At 38.7% G+C, this 21,029-nt stretch carries 17 protein-coding genes; 6 read left to right on the plus strand and 11 right to left on the minus strand.

Translation table 11 applies throughout. From position 1 onward, the window contains the following. Positions 1–28: 28 nt before the first annotated feature. Both guaA and guaB read right to left on the minus strand, forming a co-directional pair. Complete coding sequence (guaA, locus tag ABN212_RS13890) at positions 29–1,606, minus strand: glutamine-hydrolyzing GMP synthase (RefSeq protein WP_349443319.1); 1,578 nt, start codon at positions 1,604–1,606, stop codon at positions 29–31. Positions 1,607–1,690: 84 nt separating this feature from the next. Beyond that, the gene (gene guaB, locus ABN212_RS13895; RefSeq protein ID WP_109373637.1) at positions 1,691–3,157 is read right to left on the minus strand and encodes an IMP dehydrogenase; all 1,467 of its coding nucleotides are present in this window, start codon (positions 3,155–3,157) and stop codon (positions 1,691–1,693) included. 169 nt (positions 3,158–3,326) lie between these two features. Here guaB and xseA point away from each other — a divergent pair, with 169 nt between their 5' ends. Next, complete coding sequence (gene xseA, locus ABN212_RS13900; RefSeq protein ID WP_349443320.1) at positions 3,327–4,709, plus strand: exodeoxyribonuclease VII large subunit; 1,383 nt, start codon at positions 3,327–3,329, stop codon at positions 4,707–4,709. Between the two features lie 104 nt (positions 4,710–4,813). Here xseA and ABN212_RS13905 read toward each other — a convergent pair whose 3' ends face one another. From ABN212_RS13905 to maeB, 5 genes are all read right to left on the minus strand, one after another. Then, positions 4,814–7,057: a TonB-dependent receptor gene (locus ABN212_RS13905; RefSeq protein ID WP_198619862.1), complete on the minus strand. Its 2,244-nt coding sequence runs from the start codon at positions 7,055–7,057 to the stop codon at positions 4,814–4,816. Between the two features lie 165 nt (positions 7,058–7,222). Further along, positions 7,223–9,391 (minus strand): S9 family peptidase, encoded by a 2,169-nt coding sequence (locus tag ABN212_RS13910; RefSeq protein WP_198619861.1) that lies wholly within the window; start codon positions 9,389–9,391, stop codon positions 7,223–7,225. A gap of 28 nt (positions 9,392–9,419) precedes the next feature. Then, positions 9,420–10,202 (minus strand): energy transducer TonB family protein, encoded by a 783-nt coding sequence (locus ABN212_RS13915; RefSeq protein ID WP_232797462.1) that lies wholly within the window; start codon positions 10,200–10,202, stop codon positions 9,420–9,422. Positions 10,203–10,247: 45 nt separating this feature from the next. After that, positions 10,248–11,117 carry a ChaN family lipoprotein gene (locus tag ABN212_RS13920; RefSeq protein WP_196532492.1) on the minus strand — a complete coding sequence of 290 codons (870 nt, stop codon included), beginning with the start codon at positions 11,115–11,117 and terminating at the stop codon, positions 10,248–10,250. Between the two features lie 215 nt (positions 11,118–11,332). Then, positions 11,333–13,615 (minus strand): NADP-dependent oxaloacetate-decarboxylating malate dehydrogenase, encoded by a 2,283-nt coding sequence (gene maeB, locus ABN212_RS13925; RefSeq protein ID WP_196532491.1) that lies wholly within the window; start codon positions 13,613–13,615, stop codon positions 11,333–11,335. A 556-nt stretch (positions 13,616–14,171) separates the two neighbouring features. On the opposite strand from maeB, the gene ABN212_RS13930 reads away from it, so the two are divergent. Continuing rightward, on the plus strand, positions 14,172–14,795 hold the full coding sequence (locus tag ABN212_RS13930) for a response regulator (RefSeq protein ID WP_069368881.1): 624 nt from the start codon (positions 14,172–14,174) through the stop codon (positions 14,793–14,795). A 77-nt stretch (positions 14,796–14,872) separates the two neighbouring features. On the opposite strand, the gene ABN212_RS13935 is transcribed toward ABN212_RS13930, so the two are convergent. Beyond that, on the minus strand, positions 14,873–15,433 hold the full coding sequence (locus ABN212_RS13935; RefSeq protein ID WP_100160343.1) for a hypothetical protein: 561 nt from the start codon (positions 15,431–15,433) through the stop codon (positions 14,873–14,875). Between the two features lie 206 nt (positions 15,434–15,639). Between ABN212_RS13935 and ABN212_RS13940 the strand changes: the two genes are divergently transcribed. Genes ABN212_RS13940 through ABN212_RS13950 form a run of 3 tightly spaced genes read left to right on the plus strand, consistent with a single transcriptional unit; the run spans position 15,640 to position 17,812 of the window. Next, positions 15,640–16,011: an ArsC family reductase gene (locus ABN212_RS13940; protein ID WP_109373644.1), complete on the plus strand. Its 372-nt coding sequence runs from the start codon at positions 15,640–15,642 to the stop codon at positions 16,009–16,011. A 5-nt stretch (positions 16,012–16,016) separates the two neighbouring features. After that, positions 16,017–17,147: a succinyl-diaminopimelate desuccinylase gene (dapE, locus tag ABN212_RS13945; protein ID WP_109373645.1), complete on the plus strand. Its 1,131-nt coding sequence runs from the start codon at positions 16,017–16,019 to the stop codon at positions 17,145–17,147. Beyond that, positions 17,144–17,812, plus strand: a complete 669-nt coding sequence (locus ABN212_RS13950) for a M15 family metallopeptidase (protein ID WP_349443321.1) — start codon at positions 17,144–17,146, stop codon at positions 17,810–17,812. Before dapE ends, ABN212_RS13950 begins: the two co-directional genes overlap by 4 nt. Before the next feature lie 2 nt (positions 17,813–17,814). Here the strand turns inward: ABN212_RS13950 and ABN212_RS13955 are convergent, their stop codons facing one another. Next, on the minus strand, positions 17,815–18,198 hold the full coding sequence (locus ABN212_RS13955; RefSeq protein WP_109373647.1) for a DUF454 family protein: 384 nt from the start codon (positions 18,196–18,198) through the stop codon (positions 17,815–17,817). A 98-nt stretch (positions 18,199–18,296) separates the two neighbouring features. Between ABN212_RS13955 and ABN212_RS13960 the strand changes: the two genes are divergently transcribed. Next, positions 18,297–18,506: a YpfN family protein gene (locus tag ABN212_RS13960; protein WP_109373648.1), complete on the plus strand. Its 210-nt coding sequence runs from the start codon at positions 18,297–18,299 to the stop codon at positions 18,504–18,506. Here ABN212_RS13960 and ABN212_RS13965 read toward each other — a convergent pair. Both ABN212_RS13965 and ABN212_RS13970 read right to left on the minus strand, forming a co-directional pair. Beyond that, complete coding sequence (locus tag ABN212_RS13965; protein WP_349443322.1) at positions 18,469–20,517, minus strand: tRNA(Met) cytidine acetyltransferase TmcA; 2,049 nt, start codon at positions 20,515–20,517, stop codon at positions 18,469–18,471. The two genes, ABN212_RS13960 and ABN212_RS13965, sit on opposite strands and share 38 nt — an antisense overlap. A gap of 2 nt (positions 20,518–20,519) precedes the next feature. Next, positions 20,520–20,972, minus strand: coding sequence for a DUF441 domain-containing protein (locus tag ABN212_RS13970; protein WP_006533030.1), 453 nt, complete (start codon positions 20,970–20,972; stop codon positions 20,520–20,522). Between the last annotated feature and the right edge of the window lie 57 nt (positions 20,973–21,029).

The following is a 21,029-nucleotide window of genomic DNA, read 5'->3' on the forward strand; positions in this document are numbered from 1 at the left end:
TTATCAACTATTGCTGACAAACGGTATTTTATTCCCACTCAATTGTTGCTGGTGGTTTACCGCTGATATCATAAACAACACGAGAGATACCACTAACTTCATTGATAATGCGGTTAGAAACACGACCTAAGAAGTCATATGGTAAATGTGCCCAATGTGCTGTCATAAAGTCCACAGTTTCAACTGCACGTAATGAAACAACCCAGTCATATTTACGACCGTCACCCATAACGCCCACTGAACGCACAGGTAAGAACACGGTAAATGCTTGGCTTACTTTGTTATATAAGTCAGCTTTATGCAATTCTTCAATAAAGATAGCATCAGCACGACGCAGTAAATCACAATACTCTTTTTTGATTTCACCTAATACACGAACCCCTAAACCAGGACCTGGGAATGGATGACGATAAAGCATGTCGTAAGGTAAGCCTAACTCTAGACCAATTTTACGAACTTCATCTTTAAATAGTTCTTTTAATGGCTCAACTAAACCCAGTTTCATATCATCAGGTAAACCACCCACATTATGGTGTGATTTAATCACATGAGCTTTACCTGTTGCAGATGCGGCAGATTCAATCACATCTGGGTAAATAGTACCTTGCGCTAACCATTTAACTTGTGGCTGTTTAACCGCTTCTTCATCAAAGATTTCAATGAATGTGTGACCAATGATTTTACGCTTTTTCTCAGGATCGTTTTCGCCCTTCAACGCAGTTAAGAAACGTTCTTCTGCTTCAACATGGATAATATTTAGGTCAAATTTACCTTTAAACATTTCCATGACTTGTTCTGCTTCATTCAGACGCAATAAGCCGTTATCAACAAATACACATGTTAAACGTTTACCAATCGCACGGTTTAACAATAATGCAGTCACTGAAGAATCAACACCACCTGATAATGCTAAAATAACGTGATCATCACCAATTTGCTCTTTTAAACGAGCAACAGTGTCTTCAATAATTGCAGCAGAAGTCCACAGAGCATCACAACCACAGATATCTAAAACGAAACGTTTTAAAATCACTAAACCTTGATGGGTGTGTGTAACTTCTGGATGGAATTGAACACCATAAAAACGTTTCTCTTCATTCGCCATAATAGCAAATGGGCAAGTTTCAGTGCTGGCTACTGTTACAAAGTCTGATGGAATAGCAGTAACTTTGTCACCGTGGCTCATCCACACATCTAATAGTGGTTTGCCATCTTCGCTAACTGAATCTTGAATATCATTGAACAGAGCACAAGTTTCACGAATTTCAACTTGTGAATAACCAAATTCACGCTCACCAGAAACTTCGACGTCGCCACCTAATTGCATTGACATCGTTTGCATACCATAACAAATTCCTAATACAGGAACGCCTGCATTAAATACGTATTCTGGCGCTCGAGGGCTGTTGTCTTCAGTAGTACTTTCAGGGCCACCAGACAGAATAATACCATTAGGATTAAATTCACGAATTTGTTCTTCTGTAACATCCCATGCCCAGAGTTCACAATAAACGCCGATTTCACGGATACGACGAGCAATAAGCTGCGTATACTGTGAACCGAAATCAAGGATAAGAATGCGATGATTATGGATATTTGCTGTCATTTGTGGTGAATTCCAAAACAGATAAAGTCATAAAGTTGAAAGGCTTGCTAATTTATAATCAAAACAAGCCTTTCTCGGAATAAATTACATACCTAAGCGATAGTTAGGTGATTCTTTCGTGATGGTCACATCATGGACATGGCTTTCTTGAATACCGGCACCACTGATACGAACAAATTCAGCTTTAGTATTCAATTCTTTAATTGTTGCGCAGCCTGTTAAGCCCATGCATGAGCGTAAACCACCCATTTGTTGGTGAACGATAGTTTTTAATAAACCTTTATAAGCAACACGACCTTCGATACCTTCTGGTACTAATTTGTCTGCTGCATTGTCAGTTTGGAAGTAACGATCTGATGAACCTTTAGACATCGCACCTAATGAGCCCATGCCACGATAGGATTTATAAGAACGGCCTTGGAATAGTTCGATTTCGCCCGGAGATTCTTCAGTACCTGCAAACATTGAACCAACCATCACGCAAGCTGCACCTGCTGCTAATGCTTTTGCGATATCGCCAGAGAAACGAATACCACCATCTGCAATAACAGGAATGTTACGATCTTTCAGTGCTTCAACTGCATCTGCAATAGCGGTAATTTGTGGTACACCAACACCAGTTACGATACGTGTTGTACAAATTGAACCAGGACCAATACCAACTTTAACCGCACTTACACCTGCATCTGCCAGTGCTAAAGCACCTTCTGCGGTTGCAACGTTGCCACCAATGATAGGGAGATTTGGATACAATGCACGAGTATCACGAATGCGCTGTAATACGCCTTCAGAATGACCGTGAGAAGAGTCAATAAGTAAAACGTCAACGCCAGCGGCAACTAATGCTGCTACACGCTCTTCGTTACCTGCACCTGCACCAACAGCAGCACCTACACGTAAACGACCGTGTTCATCTTTACATGCGTTTGGTTTACGTTCTGCTTTTTTGAAATCTTTTACAGTGATCATACCTTTCAGATGGAAGTTGTTATCAACCACTAAGGCTTTCTCTACACGTTTTTCATGCATTCTTTGCATGACAACATCTCGTGCTTCGCCTTCTTGTACTGTCACTAAGCGCTCTTTTGGTGTCATTACCGCAGTAACTGGTTGGTCTAAATCAGTAACAAAACGAACATCACGACCAGTAATAATACCCACTAATTCGTTGTCATTAGTCACAACTGGGTAACCCGCAAAGCCATTGCGTTCAGTCATTGCTTGAACTTCACGTAAAGAAGTTTCTGGTGTTACGGTGATAGGATCAGTGACAACACCACTTTCATGTTTTTTCACACGACGAACTTCTTCAGCTTGGCGTTCGATAGACATGTTTTTGTGGATAAAACCAATTCCACCTTCTTGAGCTAATGCGATAGCTAAAGGCGCTTCAGTCACAGTATCCATTGCAGCAGACAGCATAGGAACATTTAGGCGGATTGTTTCAGTCAGTTGAGTAGACAAGTCGGCAGTATTAGGAAGAACAGTGGAGTGTGCAGGAACTAACAAAACATCATCAAATGTAAGTGCTTCTTTTTTAATTCGTAACATAGCAATATCTCACCAAGGCGGCTTTTAGGAAATAGAAAATATTGCCGCGGAATTATACACACCGTAATCGGTTGCTTCTAGCTTTTTTTCAAAATTTTTATTGATCCTGCCACTAACTTAGGTAGTATCAATCAATTAAGTCTTTGTTTTAAAATTTGATCTGGCTCACATGACACTACCGATAAACAATAATATTTTTACTGTTAGCCGTCTAAATAAGACCGTTCGCCAGTTATTAGAAATGGAAATGGGTCGCATTTGGATCAGCGCTGAAATTTCCAATTTTACTCAACCTTCTTCTGGTCACTGGTATTTTACGTTAAAGGATACGAATGCCCAAATCAGAGCGGCGATGTTTCGTGGGCAAAATACTAAAGTTACTTTTCGCCCTCAGCATGGTCAGCAAGTTTTAGTTCGCGCAACAATTACATTGTATGAGCCACGAGGCGATTACCAATTGATTGTTGAGAGTATGCAACCTTCTGGTGACGGGCTATTACAACAACAATTTGAGCTATTAAAACAAAAACTCAGTGCGGAGGGGTTATTTGATGCAATTCATAAAAAACCCCTGCCATCTCCCGCTAAACAAATTGGTGTTATCACTTCATCAACCGGAGCAGCACTACACGACATCTTAAATATTCTTCGTCGTCGTGATCCTTCTTTGCCAGTGCTTATCTACCCAACCGCTGTTCAAGGTGCTGAAGCGCCTATGCAGATTGTTCATGCCATCGAACTTGCTAACCGCCGTAAAGAGTGTGATGTTTTAATTGTTGGTCGTGGTGGCGGTTCGTTAGAAGATCTCTGGGCATTTAATGATGAACGCGTTGCTCGTGCTATTTTTGCCAGTGAAATTCCAATTGTAAGTGCAGTTGGTCATGAAACCGATGTGACCATTGCTGATTTTATTGCCGACCTTAGAGCGCCAACCCCTTCTGCGGCGGCAGAACTCATTAGTCGTAACAAACTTGAGCTATTGCGCCAACTACAATCACAGCAACAACGCCTTGAAATGGCGATGGATTACTATTTAGCGAAAAAATTACGCGCAATAACACAGCTCCATCATCGTTTACAGCAACAGCATCCTCATTTACGTCTTGCTCGTCAGCAAAATGTATTAGCTTCCACACAACAGCGTTTAGTCACTAGTTTTCAGCGGCTATTGCAAGCCAAGCAACATCAACAAACACAACTACAAAAACGCCTTAATTACCAAGAGCCTAGTTCACAAATTCAAGCATTACTTCGCCAACAACAGCAGTTGATTTACCGTATGAGAGAAAGTATTTCACTACAGTTATCTCGTCAACGTGAACAATTCGCTATTAGTTGCTCTCGTTTAGAAAGTGTGAGTCCTCTCGCAACACTTTCTCGCGGTTACAGTATTAGCGAAACAGAGTCTGGAGAAGTGCTGAAAAATACCAAACAAGTGAAAATTGGCGATCCGTTGAAAACACGCGTTGAAGATGGTTGGATCACCAGTGAAGTAGTTAAAACACAAAAGATAAGAGCTAAACGTAAAACAACACCTAAAAGTGACGATTAACTTAAATATTATTGTTTAGTGAAACCGTGATACAAAAAACGGCACCAATCTTCCTTTGATGCCGTTTTTTATTATTTATACTTTAAAATAATCATTACGTTACATTAAAAACGTACTTCTCCTGCAAAAAGATAACTTCTGCCACGGGCAGTTTGTGTATTTGCACTCGGATCTTGCATAATCGGCGCTGAATTACTTCTATCAAGCGCATTAGAATAGTTTTTATTCATTAAATTATGCACGGCAAATTTTAAAGAAATATTTTTATTAATTCTGTAATTACTATAAACGTCGACAACCGTTGGGATATCATCTTGCTGTACCATTGGTACTTTACCTGTATCGTAATCTACCCCTTCTGGTGAGGATTTACGTGCTTTTCCCGTTATTTGGATCACAGTGCCTAGTTCTAATGACTGGTCATCAAAGAAGCGAACACCAGTATCAATAGTGGCATAATATTTAGGTAATTCAGAAGCGGGCGTTTGCCCAAAGTCTGTACTGGCAATCGAAGTCGGCTGTGAAGTTCGTTGATCACTGTATGAAAGGTTAGTGTAAAACACCCCTGCGTCATAATTTGCTTGTAGCTCATAACCACGTAAAGTCACAGGATCAAGGCTATTGGTGTACAAGAAAATATTCCCATCGTATTCTATCCCCGCGTAATCCTCGCCAGTTAAAGAACCGTCATTTTTACAACGCACCCCACCTTTACATACCAAATAAGAATCACTGGAAATGTAGTCTTTGATTTTTGTGTGATACCACAATCCTTTAAATCGTAAACTATCACCTTCCATCATTAAATCTGGGTGATAACTATTAAAACCAATTTGGACGGTATCGGCTTTTTCACTTTTTAAAAATGGATTCATTGAAGCACCACCTTCATTGGCAAAAAAGATCTCTTGTGATGTCGGTGCCCTCATGGTGTGTGCATAGCTTACAAAAGGCTGAAATTCAGGAATAATTTCGGCAGAAAACAACATGCCTGGATCCCAATTTCTATCATGGCGACTGAGGTTCATTTCACCTTCGGGGAAACATGCGGCTCGTGGATCACAAGCGGGTTTTCGCCCTTTAATATGATAATCGACATAATTTAAATTAAGGTCGAGAGTATAAATATCATATTCAAATTTCATTTGTGAAAAGAAGCTGGTTAAATCATTTTTTCCTTGAGGTGCAAACGTATTATATTCAACCATATTTTGTGCTTGCCACGGATCAGTAGAAGGTGCAATAACACTGCGTTTGTATTCTGTTGACATTAATTTTGTGCCCAGTGTTAATGCCATATCCAATTCATCATAATTAAAGCGGCTGGTATTTTTAGCGACTAGTGAATCAGATATATTTTTTGCATTTGCTTCACGTAAACTCACAAGAGAATCACCCGCAAACTTTTGCGATGCTTGACTATGGCTAAGCAGAATTTCGCTATCAAATAGATCATTTAATGGTGTATAGCGATATTTTGCATAATAATCTTTAGCATCAATTTTACGGCGATTAAAATCATTGTTATAAAAACGACCACTTAATTCTAATTCATGAGAATCATTTGGTTTTATATTTATTTTGGTAAGTTCTGAGTGTGGTCTTTGATTAAATTCTTTACTTGTAGAAAATTCTTCACTATTAAAGCCAGCGCCATTTTTATAAGACGATTCTATTTTATGTCCACTTAACGCAAGCATTGCACCAACAGAACCATTATCATTAAATAATGAACGCTGCCCTGCAAAAGCAACCATACCGTTATAACCTAAGCCATTTGTACCACCAGCTGCTTTACTTCTGACACCCCAAGTGTGTCCTTGAAATAAAATATCTTCTACACCAATAGTTTTAAAATTAGCACTTCCTGCCAGGGCATTAATACTATTTTCACCGTCTTGTTGACCACGAGAAATATCGATTTGAATAATAAAATTCGGATCGATCATGCTATTAAATTGGTTGTAAGGTTGCGCGCCATGCGCATATTGGCTAGGTGATGTGCTATACATAGTTTGAGTGACACCATCAACCATCATATTAACGCGACCAAAACCACTTAATCCGCGAATATTAACACCAATGCCCGGCTGACTCACATCCATTTGAGTATATGTTCCCGGCGTTGAACGTAATGTTTGTTCAACAGATTCAAGATTATTAATTTCACCAATAGAGCTATAAGCACCCGGTTTTCCCAATGCTTTTTGTTCAGGCGTTTCTTTTTGTGCTGATGAAACTTTTAAGCTACTAAATTGAATCGCTTTATCTGTTTCAGATGCAATGGCAAGATGATTAACACCCGAAAATAAAATAAGAGTGCTAAGTATTTTCCTTGTAAATTTCATAATAAACCTATTCTTTATTTTTATTTAAATAGGCTCACGTTGCTTTATATAAAGTAATTAAACTAGAAAATATTATTATTGTTATGTTTGCTTTAAATAATAGCGCTGTCTCCCTTAAAGAGAGACAGGCTAATTTATTAAACTGATTTACTATTACTGATTATTCTATTTTATATTTTGAGCTTTAAAATAGACTTCAGGCTGTTCTAACATCAGAATAAAGGCATATTCTTTTGCTGTGTCACGTAAACGATTAAAACGCCCTGATTTACCACCATGCCCTGCACTCATATTAGTTTCAAGTAATAGCAGATTATTATCTGTTTTTAATTCACGCAATTTCGCAACCCATTTTGCAGGCTCCCAATATTGCACTTGTGAATCATGTAACCCTGTTGTGACTAATAAATGAGGGTATGCCTTGGCAACCACATTGTCATATGGGCTATACGATTTTAGGCGGAAATAAACGTCTTTATCCGCAGGATTTCCCCATTCTTCATATTCCCCTGTTGTTAAAGGAATTGAAGCATCAAGCATTGTTGTCACAACATCCACAAATGGAACTTGAGATACAACACCTCGATATAATTCAGGTGCCATATTCACAACGGCGCCCATTAATAATCCGCCCGCACTGCCACCCATAGCGTAAACGTGTTTGGGTGCTCCGTAACCTTTGGCAATTAGATATTTAGTGGCATCAATAAAGTCTGTAAAAGTATTAACTTTATGTTCCATTTTACCTTGGTTATACCAGCGTTTACCTAATTCACCGCCACCACGCACATGCACAATGGCATACACAAAGCCTCGGTCTAATAAGCTTAAACGAGGTGAACTAAACGAAGGATCGATGCTACTACCGTAAGAGCCATAGCCATAAATTAAGATAGGATTTTCACCTTTCTTAAATAAGTCTTTGCGATAAACCAATGATACGGGAACTTCAACACCGTCTTGTGCTTTTACCCAGATACGCTCGCTTTCATATAAATTGCGTTCAAAGCCTTTCACTTCTTGCTGTTTAAGCAATTGCTTTTGATGCGTTTGCATATTCCATTGATAAGTTGAAGAAGGCGTTGTCATGGAAGTATAACCAAAGCGAAGCTCTTCGCTATCTGCTTGAGGGTTAAAACCTAGCCATGCCATATAAACAGGATCGTCAAAGGTCACATTTGTCGATTGACCTGTTTTCCAATCAATTTGACGTAATGACACTAGTCCTTGTTTTCTTTCTTCCACAACTAACCAGCGATTAAAGAGATCAAAACCTTCTAAATCGACCTCTTTTTGTGGTGCAATGACGGTTTCCCAAGGCTTATCGATTGATGCCGTTTTATAAAGACCAAACAATTCACTCTCATGATTCGAACGAATATAGAATTCACCATTAAAATGGTCGATATCATATTCACGCCCTTCTTGACGCGCAGAGAATATTACCATTGGTTTTTCTGGCGCATTCGCATCAATTAAACGAGATTCTGAGGTTGTTGAGCTTTCAATAGAGACAAGAATGTAATCTTCAGATTTACTTTTACCCATCCATGTATAAAAGCGATCGTCGTTTTCTTCGAAGATTTTGACATCTTGTTTACGATCAGTGCCATATTGATGGCGATAGATTTGATAAGGCAGTAAGGTTTGCGGATCTTTATCAACATAAAATAGTGTTTTGCTGTCGTTTGCCCACACAAGATTTGCTGAGATATTGGTTAACACATTCTCTTTCCATGTATTATCCGATAAATCTTTATAGGCAACATTATAGTTTCTGCGCCCTTCTTTATCTTCTGCAATAGCGATACGTTTGTTATCTGGGCTGATTGTCAAATCACCTAATTGATAGAATTCGTGCCCTTTAGCACGTTCGTTTCCATCAACGAGAACTTCCCATTCACCTTCGCTATTTACTGGTTTACGCTGATAAATAGGGAAATCTTTACCTTCTTGATAAATAGTACGATAAGTATAGCCATTATAAATATAAGGCACTGATTCATCGTTTTGAGCCATACGGCTCACCATTTCATTAAAGAGCGTTTCTTCGAGCGCCTTGCCTTCTTTCATCACTGATTCAGTATAGGCATTTTCAGCATTCAGATAATCAAGCACGTTAGGATCTTTACGTGAATCATCTCTTAGCCAATAGTAATTATCGGTGCGCGTGTCTCCATGTTCTGTCATCACATGAGGCACTTTATTCGCTTTTGGTGGCATCACTAGTGAGTCCTTCTGATTTTGAGCCAATGCAGGTGTTGCTGAAATTAACAATGCCATGATCACACTCGTTAATTGCAACGTCATCCGTTTTTTTGTTGCGACTAGCATAACGTTTTATTTCCTTTTTGACCTGTCGTTAGAACGTTAGTGTAGAAAACTCAATTGGCATTTCAACCATTATTTTACCTTTCGACAATAACTCAATTGGCGGTATCGGTAAGGGCTCTGCACGTTTGAGTACTCGTTGTGCTTCTCTGTCTAAAGAACGCACGCCACTACTAAGAATTAATTCACTCGATATGACATAACCTTGTTCATCAACAATAAAGCGTACTTTAGAAATCCCTGTTCTACCTTTACTTTTAGCTTCTTCGGGATAGGCTTTATAGCGATTAAGATGCCCTTTTGTTTTAGCTTGCCATAATGCTAATGCGCTTTCTGTGCTATCTGAATCGCTATCATAATTTGCACTAACATCATTAGATTGCTGTTTCGCCGCAGAGCGACTGCTTGATGGTGCTGATTGGCTAGACACATTTTCGCTAATAGTAGGCGCGGGCTTTACCGGAGAGGTTATAGGTGTCACTTTAGCTGTTTGCTCTACATTGACTCTTTTTTTAGGTTTTTCGAGCAAAATATCTGCATTTTCATTCACAATCAGATCAGGCTGTTTTTCAGCAATATCTTGCTCTACCTTTTTTTGACTTGCTACCGCCAATTGTTGATCGACGCCTACAACCTGTTTTTCATCACTGAGTGCTTGTACGTTTTCACTTAAACTCATCATTACAGCTAATTCTGGCTCTTGTATAAGTACCGTATTCTCTTTATTGAAATAAAAATAAGCCATGACAAAAATAGCATGTACACCGAGAGCCAAAATAAATGCTTTAGAACTACAAAGCTGAAATTTTGGCATTTGATCCATACAAGAAGAAATAAGCATATTCGTGTTATCAATAAATTAAGGTAAGGCGACAGGTGTTATCCAAAGATAATCGGCATGAACGGAAGTCACATCACTTCCCTCTTCCGTCATTATCACCACAGTTACTTTTTCATTCGGCGCTAGATCAGCAACGTGTAAAGGTACACCCATTACTTTTGTGGCATGAAAAGAGCCAGCAATTAACAGAGCGGGTGTCGGAGCATCTAATAAACTTTTAGCCATTGCACGATCACGCAATTGCTGAATAACCGTCATTTTTTCTGCTTGTGTTTTATCAAGCTCACCGCCATGAGAAAGCTCAATTGTTTTTTGAATAAGTTGGCGAACAGATGTATCAGTTGAATGCACACCATCAATAATAGGAGGATTTTTATACGCACTAGATATTTCACTGCGATCAATATTTGCCGCTAATAAAGGATAATCAGCGCTTAGCCCTGCTTTAACTATATTGCCATACCATTTCCAAGGCCAACCTGAATTCCATTTTAATGCAGCCATTAGTCGCTCATCTCGTAGATATTCAGATCCTGAATAACGTTTCTTTGTGTTATCCACTAATGATTGCTGGCTTGGCGTTAGCATCTCAAGTAAAACCGCTCCTTGAGGGCGTTTTTTAGGTAGCTCTGTCATTAACCAATATTCAATATCATGATGATAAGCATTGTCATGTTTTTCACCAATAATCACATGTGATTGACTTGCTAATCGTGTTAACAGTGTGTCTGCTGTGATGGATTGCCCAGTCTGAGTATCAATGATGTTTGCTGACTGAATAATTGCCAGATCTACGGTTGATACAGGTTGTTTTTCTATTGAATGACATGCTGAAAGACTTATTAATGAAACTAGTAGTAAGATCCTTTTTGATATTGAGAAAAACATAATCATCCTATTAGTTATATATACCTACTTTAGTTAGACGCATAGGTTAATATTGTTGCTAATAATTATCAATATCATTCTTATATTAATTTGTATTTAACATTATTTGTGCTGATTTGATGAGCATAAAAAACCCCCGATAATCGGTTGTCCAACTATCGGGGGTCACTTCAATAAAAGGCGCTTTATGAATGGAATTATTTAATTAGTAACAATTAATTTTGAGATTGTGCCTGAGCTTCCACAACAGCTAATGCCACCATATTCACGATACGACGTACTGATGCAATTGGCGTCAAGATGTGGGCAGGTTTAGCAACACCCATTAATACTGGTCCTACTGTCACACCATCAGAGCTTGTCACACGCAGCAAGTTATAGCTAATACGTGCAGCTTCCATTGTTGGCATAACTAATAGGTTTGCAGCGCCTTTTAATGGACTATCTGGCATCACATCACGGCGAATAGATTCTACTAATGCTGCATCTGCATGCATTTCACCATCAATCTCTAATTCAGGTGCACGTTGCTTGATTATCTCTAACGCTTTTCTGAGTTTGATTGAAGATGGGCTATCAAATGAACCGAAACTTGAACGAGAAACCAGCGCTGCTTTTGGCTCGATACCAAAGCGACGAATAGTATCAGCAGCCATAATCGTAATATCGGCTAGTTGTTCTGCGGTCGGATCTTCATTAACGTAAGTGTCTGTAATAAAGGTGTTACCACTTGGCAATAGCAGAGCATTCATTGCTCCTGCGGTTTCCATTCCTTCACGTAAGCCAAACACATTTTTGTAGATTTCAAAATGTTCAGAATAACTACCCACAGTACCACAAATCAGGCCATCTGCTTCACCTCGGCGAACCATAATGGCACCAATAAGTGTTGGATTGCCAATCATTGCACGGCGAGCTTGCTCTTGTGATACACCGCGACGTTTCATGATTTGGTGATATTCTTGCCAATACTCTTTGAAACGTGGGTCGTTTTCATTATTCACCACCTCAAAGTCTTTACCAGCTTTAATGTGTAAACCCAATTTCTGAATACGCATTTCAATCACACTAGGACGACCAATTAAAATTGGAGTGGCTAATCCTAATGTTACTAATTCTTGCGTTGCATGCAGTACGCGGTTTTCTTCCCCTTCTGCTAACACAATGCGTTTTTTCTCTTTTTTCGCTTGCGAGAAAATAGGTTTCATAAATAAGTTCGTTTTATAAACAAACTCATTAAGGTGTTCAATATAAGCAGAGAAATCTTCAATTGGACGAGTTGCAACACCTGAATCCATCGCCGCTTTTGCAACTGCTGGCGCAATTTTCACAATCAAACGTGGATCAAACGGTTTCGGAATAATGTATTCAGGACCAAAAGAGAGTTCCTGATCACCATAGGCAGAAGCAACTTCTTCGTTTTGTTCCGCGAGTGCTAATTCTGCAATAGCATGAACACAAGCGAGTTTCATCTCTTCATTAATTGCTGTCGCACCAACGTCTAATGCGCCACGGAAGATGAATGGGAAACACAATACGTTATTAACCTGATTTGGGTAGTCAGAACGCCCTGTACAGATAATCGCATCTGAACGTACAGCTTTTACTAACGGCGGTAAAATTTCAGGTTCTGGGTTTGCAAGCGCGAGAATAAGTGGATCGCGAGCCATTTTCTTGACCATTTCTTGCGTTAATACGCCAGGCCCTGAGCAACCTAAGAAAATATCAGCATTATTAATAACGTCATCTAATGTACGAGTACCGTTATCTTCGATTGCATAAGCAGCTTTGGTTTCTGCCATATTAGCTTCACGTCCACGGTAGATAACCCCTTTAGAGTCACATACAGTGATGTTTTCGCGTGTTAGCCCTAAAGCAACTAATAAGTTCATACAAGCAATAGACGCGGCACCTGCTCCTGATACCACTAATTTTACTTTACTAATTTCTTTTTTAATAATACGCAAGCCATTGAGAATTGCGGCTGTAGAGATAATCGCTGTACCATGCTGATCATCATGGAATACAGGAATGTTCATTTTCTCACGCAGTTTTTTCTCAATATAGAAACACTCTGGTGCTTTAATATCTTCGAGGTTAATACCACCAAATGTTGGCTCTAATGATGCGATAATATCAACGAGTTTGTCAGGATCTGTCTCATTAACTTCAATGTCAAAAACATCAACGCCAGAAAACTTCTTAAACAAAACGCCTTTACCTTCCATCACAGGCTTACCTGCTAAGGCACCGATATTTCCAAGTCCAAGTACCGCAGTACCATTTGAAATCACCGCGACAAGGTTACCTTTGGCTGTGTAGCGATAAGCAGCAAGAGGATCTGCTGCAATTTCTAAACAAGGAGCGGCGACGCCTGGTGAATAAGCTAATGCTAAATCACGTTGGGTTATGAGTGGTTTTGTTGGTGTTACTGTGATTTTGCCAGGTACGGGAAATTCATGAAAATCTAGAGCGCTTTGTTTTAATTTGTCTTCCATCTTCATATCCTTTGTATCAATAGGGTAAGGGCTTCGTTAGTATAATGGTAATGGAGCGTTAAATCATGACGGCTCCGACACTTTTTTCAAATTAGTAAACAAGATTTATTATAAACAATTAATACCTAGTTATAGGTATATTATTAACACTATTTAATTTCACCGGTGTAATAAACTCGAACAGAAAAAAGACAATATTTGTTTATTATTTACCAGATATTAAATTAACATTTAAAATAATTAATTTTTTTATATTGTTTAAAAAAACAATAACTATTTTCACTTTTTGATTATTTTTTAAATAGCCTTATCTCTGCACAACTCATTGTAACTATAAAGATTTTATAGAATTAGATTTTTTGTTAGTCGTTTTGGTTATTTTCTTTTTTACCCGTAACAATAATTGGTGTAATATTGCGAACCGTCAATTTTATTTTCTTATTGTTTTAATAAGATGTCTGATTCTAATTTTTATTCCTCATTTGGAATTTACTTTTTTATTTTCTGCTATTGGAAAGATTACGCACATTATTATTTTTTTTTAGGGAGAGGGGTTATGCCTAGCTACTCAATTATGATAGTGGATGATCACCCTATCATGAGATATGGATTACGGCTATTGTTAGAAAAAGACAAGGACTTTGTCGTAGTAAGCGAAAGTGGCAATGCTCAAGAGGCTGTAACCGCTGCAAAACAGTTAAATCCAGACTTAATTATGATGGATTTAAATCTACAAGGGCGTTCAGGTATCGATATTATTCGAACACTTCGCCGCTCTGGTTTAACATCTTATGTTCTTGTTTTATCCGTTTCTGATTCACGTAATGATGTTTACGCTGCGTTGGATGCTGGCGCAAACGGTTATCTTTTAAAAGAGTGTGAGTTAGACATGCTATTACTTAGCCTACGCAAAGCAGCTGTTGGGCATCCTGTTTATAGTGAGCGAGTGTGGCAATATATTCAACTTAGGCAAAACTATTCTGATCCACTTTCAGCATTGACTAAAAGAGAGTTGGATGTTCTTCATGAAGTGTCTGCTGGAATGAAAAATAAACAAATTGCTGAGAATTTATTTATTTCTGAAGAAACAGTGAAAGTCCACATTCGTAATATTTTAAAGAAACTGCAAGTCACTTCTCGTTTAGCTGCCAGTCTTATTCTTATTAAGCATCAGTACTAAACGCTTTACCCCGACACAAGGTCGGGGTAATCAGAGCTATTATTGAATATTCTGCTTAGTGCTATATTAAATCATCTCTACTCAATAGGAACTGGATAACTTAATACTTTAAAATGGTTATCTGGTAATTTTTCGATATTTAACTGATACAGCTCTCGATTTATTCCATTAATCACAATATCAAGTTCGCTAAAAGCGGATTGTATTTCTTCATTGGTTGCCCATGAAGGAATACCTTTTACACCATAATAAAAATAAATTTTACTTTTGCCTGATCCTATCGGTTGGATCTCTTTAATTTGGCTAATGAACAGGTGACCATAACAGAAGTCTTGATAAGGTTGCCATGCTCTGCGCCCTTTTTCACTGAGATTGAACACCCATTCTTCTCCATTTGCGGTTTGTTCAATCAATCCTGCCTCAACTAATGCATGCATTCTTTCTAGCACCCAAGGTGCATCATCTTCATTGCTGTACACAGGCCATTTCCCTTCGCCCAAACACAATAAATAATCACTGTTAAAAAAAGCCTCTAAGGCTATTTTATACTCATCAACTTTTTGACTGTCATTTTCTTCATCTGCCCAGCTAAAAGAAGAAAGTAAAAGCAATATAAGACTCAGTGAAATACTTTTCATATTCTCTTTTACCAACGGAAATCTTTATTCGTATTTGTATTACTCTACGCTACACAATTCGTTACACTAACGTGACAGTTTAATATCCGATATATTTTATAATGTAAATAGGATTTTTCACTACAACAAAAGCTGTTATTTTGGAATTGTATAACACTCATTCTCATCAATACTAATATTACGTATTGTCATATAAGGAAAATATCATGTCCACGACAAACCTGACATATACCATGTACGGCATAAAAAATTGCGATACAATCAAAAAAGCACGTAAATGGCTAGATGATAATCATGTTCCCTACACGTTTCATGATTACCGCAAAGAGGGTTTGACGGAAGCATTATTACGCACCTTTACAGAAAATTTAGATTGGCAGACACTTGTGAATAAAAGAGGAACAACTTGGCGTCAATTATCTGATGAAGAAAAAAACGCAATCACTGATGTTACCTCTGCAATCTCACTTATGTTAGATAAACCCGCGATCATTAAACGCCCTATTCTTGTGTCATCAGACAACCGCTTTGTTGTTGGTTTTGATGTCAATGATTATTCGTCCTTTACAGGAGCCTAATTTTTATGTCCTGTCCTGTTATTGAGCTTGCACAACAACTGATTTCGCGTCCCTCAATCAGCCCTGATGATCAAGGTTGTCAGCAACTGATTATCGATAGGCTTGCCCCTCTTGGTTTTACGATTGAAAGAATGCCTTTTGGTGAAACTGAAAATCTCTGGGCTTGTCGTGGTGGTGAAGGCGAAACACTAGCTTTTGCTGGTCATACTGATGTTGTACCAACAGGTGATCTTGATTTGTGGGATAACCCGCCTTTTGAACCATCTATTCGTGATGGTATGTTATATGGACGCGGTGCGGCGGATATGAAAGGCTCGCTTGCCGCCATGATTGTCGCTGCTGAACGTTTTGTTCGCTCTTATCCTGATCACCGTGGACGACTAGCCTTTTTAATTACATCGGATGAAGAAGCCAAAGCCGCAGACGGCACAGTTAAAGTCGTACAATCGTTAATGTCACGTGGCGAACGTCTCGACTATTGCCTTGTGGGTGAGCCTTCAAGCCAACATCATTTAGGCGATATGGTAAAAAATGGTCGTCGAGGCTCAATAACAGCAAATTTAATTATTCAAGGTGTGCAAGGTCATGTCGCTTACCCTCACCTTGCAGAAAATCCTATTCATCTTGCCTCCCCTTTTATCCAAGAGCTCGTTAATACTGTTTGGGATGAAGGTAACGAGTTTTTCCCAGCAACCACAATGCAAATTGCTAATATCCATGCAGGTACAGGCAGCAATAATGTGATCCCTGGTGAGCTGTTTATTCAATTTAATTTCCGCTTTAGTACTGCCATTACAGATGAAGAAATTCGCCAACGTACAGAAGCGTTACTACAAAAGCATCAACTTCGCTATCAGTTGGAATGGTCTTTATCTGGTCAGCCTTTTATTACTGGGCAAGGTAAATTACTTGAAGCTGTCCGTTACTCCGTTAAGCATTACACCAATTTAGAGCCAGAGCTTTCCACCAGTGGAGGCACTTCTGATGGTCGATTTATTGCCCAAATGGGCGCGCAAGTTGTCGAATTAGGCCCTGTTAATGCAACAATTCATAAAGTTAATGAGTGTGTTAATGCGGCAGATTTACAACAGCTTAGCCGAATTTATCAGCGGGTTATGGAGCAACTTATTTTATGATAACGCCTTTAATGCTAACTGGCCGTTCTACTGATCATTTAGTCACTTTATCTGGTCAGCATCGCTTACAATTTAATGCCACTAAAGCTTTTTTAGCATTACAACAACAAGCCACAAAAGCAGGCTTTAAATTAATGCCAGCCAGCTCTTTTCGTGATTTTAATCGCCAATTAGCTATATGGAATGGAAAGTTTGAAGGTACTCGTCCTGTTTTAGATGCACAAAGCCAGCCAATAGATATTCATGCATTATCAGATGGTGAGCGCTGTATCGCTATTTTAAAATGGTCAGCATTGCCTGGTGCAAGTCGCCACCATTGGGGCACTGAGATTGATATTTACGATCCTTTTCGTTTACCTGAAGGGCAATCATTACAATTAGAACCTTGGGAATACGAAGATGGTGGCTATTTTGCAGAGCTTAATGAATGGTTAACAGAGAATATGTCAGTGTATGACTTTTATCGCCCTTTTACTCATAAAGAGAGCGATATTGCTTACGAGCCATGGCATATCAGTTATTGGCCTCTTTCCCATGAAGCTTCTCTTGCTTATACACCTGATATTCTAAAATCTGTGTTAGAAGAAGAGAATATTTATGGTAAACAGTGGCTATTAGCTAATCTTGACGAAATATTTGCACGTTACATTGTTTTGCCTGAATAACGTTATTTTTCACATGGGACTTCTTGTTGATCATTAACAGGAAGTCTCCACATAAATATCAACAAACACACTAAGATTATCAGCAATAATATTCTGACCCAAAGCATAGACACTAGCCACAGTGAAATCGCAAAGGTAATTAAGATCACTAAGATAGCTTTAGGTTTCGCCCCTTTAGGCATAGCGTGATAAGTTTGCCAATATCGTAAATAAGGACCAAACCAAGAGCGATAAAGTAACCAATAATGGAAGCGCTTCGATGAACGAGAAAAACACCATGCAGCAAGCAATAAGAAAGGTGTAGTGGGTAACACAGGCAAAATAACACCTAATGTAGCTAATCCAACACATAACCAACCTGCTATAATCAATAATATCCGTTTCATGCTGTGCTTTTCCAACCTATGCTTTATTGTGTTATTTTATAGAGTAAATAAAAAAGATCCTCATTCTCAACAACAATTTTAAAATATAAGGCTTATTTATGCACTGGATTGCTGACTATTGGTGGGTAATTTTAATTCTTTTAGTAGGAATTATCATTAACGCTATTAAAGATATGAACAAAATCGATCCCAAGCAATTTCTTAAAAATAAGCGAAAGTTGCCTCCACATCGTGATTTTAATGATAAATGGGATGATGAAGATGATTGGCCTAAACAAAATCAAAACAAGAAGGATGAGAATAAGTAGCTAACCACTGTTGATAACGCGATGTTAATTGAGGATCTTTTTCAGCCATTAATTGCGCACATTGCTCTCTTAATTGCTTAGTTAAGACTTTTTTTCCTGATAAAGAAAACTCAGCCACACACTGCTCGACTGACTTATTGTCTACAAAAAAAGCCACTAATAACGGGTAGTGTTGCTCATAACCTGCTAAAAAATTAGCAACACTCTCATAAACAGTCAGTGCTGGACGATGAGCAAATGCAAAACCCGCCATCACTAACCAACGGTCTTGTGATGTAGCGATATGATTTGGTATTAAATTATCCGCTAAGCAGAGCTTGGTTTGCTGTTCTATCTGCGGATATTGCAAAGCAAAAGCACGTAAAGACGAGCGTAATAACTGTTCGCCTTTTTCTGTTAGTGGATAAATTGCCATTGCAGCGTAGCATCCACTGCTTGCCTCTTTATGTACCCCTAAGCGCACTATTTGAAAGCCACATTGCATCCAAAACTGTGCTAACACTTCGGTATAACCAAAGCTCACCGAAAGATAATCAATAGTCTGTTTTTGACTCTCTTTTACAATATTAGCAATTAAAGTTGCGGCAATTTTTTGGCGTCGATATTGAGGTAAAACAGCAATGCGGCTAATACGCAATGAGTTCAAACACATTGCATCGGGTGTTAAACCATAAGTTACTAATGATTGAGCAACCAGATTACCTCTTGGCCTACGAGTACCTAGCCAGACATCATAAGCAAGTTCGAAAGGTAATCCTCCTTCTTCGATACACCACACAGCACCCACGATTTTTTTATTGATTGATGCTGACCAATAACGCTGCTTTTGACCATCAAGTAAACGTCGTAGATCAAGTGGCGTTGTTCGATAATGCGCACTGGTAAGTAACTGATAAAAATCATGTAGTTGTAAAATATTGTTATGCCAATTTCCTTGAAGCTGGTGGATATCGACTCCACCTTGTTTCTGACGCTCGAAATCAGACTCAAGCTCATCAAGCAATAACAACTGATTAAGCCAATTTTCTAATGGACAATCTTTAGCCCAACGAATTGGTGTTTGTAATTGATAGGTATGCAAATTAGGAATGTTGTCTCCTAATTTCAGCATAAAACCTCGCCCTGTTCCTTCATAGCCTTGTACTGTGGTTGTCATTAAGACATTAGAGAAATAACCACACAGCATTTTTAGTTGTGCAATAGGCAAAGAAGCAGCCTCATCAATAATCAGCCAATCACTTTGAATTTCGTTATTTATACACAGCGCTAATAAATTATCAGGAGAGTAAAATGAAATAGCTTTATTGGTGTGTGAAGATAAAACATCTGTACTATTTTTAGCAGGTGCACATACCAGTACATTTCCTTGATATTGATCGATAAACATTCCCGCCAGCGCTGACTTTCCTCTGCCTCTTGGTGCAATAACACTCCAAATACCCGATGTCGATAATAGCAAATTATCTAAAATTACTTGCTGTTCTGCGGTTGGTTTACCTTGTGGAAGTGCCCAAGGTTTAGCCATTTCAATCAATTTGGGTAATTGAAATGGCGTTGATTGTTGCCAGACAATTGCTTTGTCATCACCTAAAGTGATGTTTTTTAGCCATGCCATAAAATTTGGTGTTGAAAGCACACCTTGAGCATCATTCCATCGCTGACTATCGTTATCGGTATAACTGTCCCAACGTTCAATATCAGGCAAGCACAAAATCAATACACTACCTGCTTTTAATGTGCCCGTTAACATGGCTAAAGCATCAGTATTAAATCCTTCATTAGCATCAAAAACCGCATGTAGGAACTCACGTCCCAATAGGCGAATAGCTTGTTCAGGTAAAATAGCATGGGGTTGATTGGAAGAAATAGTGACCCAATCACCTTGGCATAATTGAGTAATTTGCTGGATCTGTGCCGTTTGCCATGCTGGTTCACCCGCTAATAGCAGTAACTGGCGTTGCCCTAATTGAGCTAATTTTTGCTGATATTGATGTAAATGAGACAATGGCACAGCTAGGATTTACCGATTAACAATGAAAGAATACCAGCTGCAATTAATGGTCCAACAGGCACACCTCGGAAAAGTGCGACACCAATGACTGTTCCCACTAATAAGCCAGCAACCGTTGAAGGCTGGTTATTCATTAGAGAAACGCCCCGTGCGCCTAACCAAGAAACCGCGATACCTATCGCAATTGCTAGTAATGATTTCCAGTTTAAAAATGAGTTAAGAACTTCTTGCCCTGAAATACGTCCTGTTGCTATGGGTGTCATTACCCCAATGGTCAAAATTAAGATCCCGATAGTCATGCCATATTTTTCAACAACAGGAAAATATTGATTTAGAGGTGTGATTTTAATCACTAGCAAAGCAAGCATTGCTAACGTTACAGTCATATTATGACTAATAATGCCAAGTCCTGCGAGAACCAGCAAAATTAATAGTGAGGGATCAACGTTACTCATGTTTGTTCCTAAGCCTTTCTCTTTATAGCGTTAATTATCTTTTATTTACCGACAAAT

This window comes from Proteus genomosp. 6 (assembly GCF_040139785.1).
Classification (GTDB): Bacteria; Pseudomonadota; Gammaproteobacteria; order Enterobacterales; family Enterobacteriaceae; genus Proteus.

What these genes read in the sequence shown, in the direction of transcription:
- guaA (WP_349443319.1), bottom strand. Translation starts at nt 1,606, where the DNA reads ATGACAGCAAATATCCATAATCATCGCATTCTTATCCTTGATTTCGGT.
- guaB (WP_109373637.1), bottom strand. Translation starts at nt 3,157, where the DNA reads ATGTTACGAATTAAAAAAGAAGCACTTACATTTGATGATGTTTTGTTA.
- xseA (WP_349443320.1), top strand. Translation starts at nt 3,327, where the DNA reads ATGACACTACCGATAAACAATAATATTTTTACTGTTAGCCGTCTAAAT.
- ABN212_RS13905 (WP_198619862.1), bottom strand. Translation starts at nt 7,057, where the DNA reads ATGAAATTTACAAGGAAAATACTTAGCACTCTTATTTTATTTTCGGGT.
- ABN212_RS13910 (WP_198619861.1), bottom strand. Translation starts at nt 9,391, where the DNA reads ATGCTAGTCGCAACAAAAAAACGGATGACGTTGCAATTAACGAGTGTG.
- ABN212_RS13915 (WP_232797462.1), bottom strand. Translation starts at nt 10,202, where the DNA reads ATGCCAAAATTTCAGCTTTGTAGTTCTAAAGCATTTATTTTGGCTCTC.
- ABN212_RS13920 (WP_196532492.1), bottom strand. Translation starts at nt 11,117, where the DNA reads ATGTTTTTCTCAATATCAAAAAGGATCTTACTACTAGTTTCATTAATA.
- maeB (WP_196532491.1), bottom strand. Translation starts at nt 13,615, where the DNA reads ATGGAAGACAAATTAAAACAAAGCGCTCTAGATTTTCATGAATTTCCC.
- ABN212_RS13930 (WP_069368881.1), top strand. Translation starts at nt 14,172, where the DNA reads ATGCCTAGCTACTCAATTATGATAGTGGATGATCACCCTATCATGAGA.
- ABN212_RS13935 (WP_100160343.1), bottom strand. Translation starts at nt 15,433, where the DNA reads ATGAAAAGTATTTCACTGAGTCTTATATTGCTTTTACTTTCTTCTTTT.
- ABN212_RS13940 (WP_109373644.1), top strand. Translation starts at nt 15,640, where the DNA reads ATGTCCACGACAAACCTGACATATACCATGTACGGCATAAAAAATTGC.
- dapE (WP_109373645.1), top strand. Translation starts at nt 16,017, where the DNA reads ATGTCCTGTCCTGTTATTGAGCTTGCACAACAACTGATTTCGCGTCCC.
- ABN212_RS13950 (WP_349443321.1), top strand. Translation starts at nt 17,144, where the DNA reads ATGATAACGCCTTTAATGCTAACTGGCCGTTCTACTGATCATTTAGTC.
- ABN212_RS13955 (WP_109373647.1), bottom strand. Translation starts at nt 18,198, where the DNA reads ATGAAACGGATATTATTGATTATAGCAGGTTGGTTATGTGTTGGATTA.
- ABN212_RS13960 (WP_109373648.1), top strand. Translation starts at nt 18,297, where the DNA reads ATGCACTGGATTGCTGACTATTGGTGGGTAATTTTAATTCTTTTAGTA.
- ABN212_RS13970 (WP_006533030.1), bottom strand. Translation starts at nt 20,972, where the DNA reads ATGAGTAACGTTGATCCCTCACTATTAATTTTGCTGGTTCTCGCAGGA.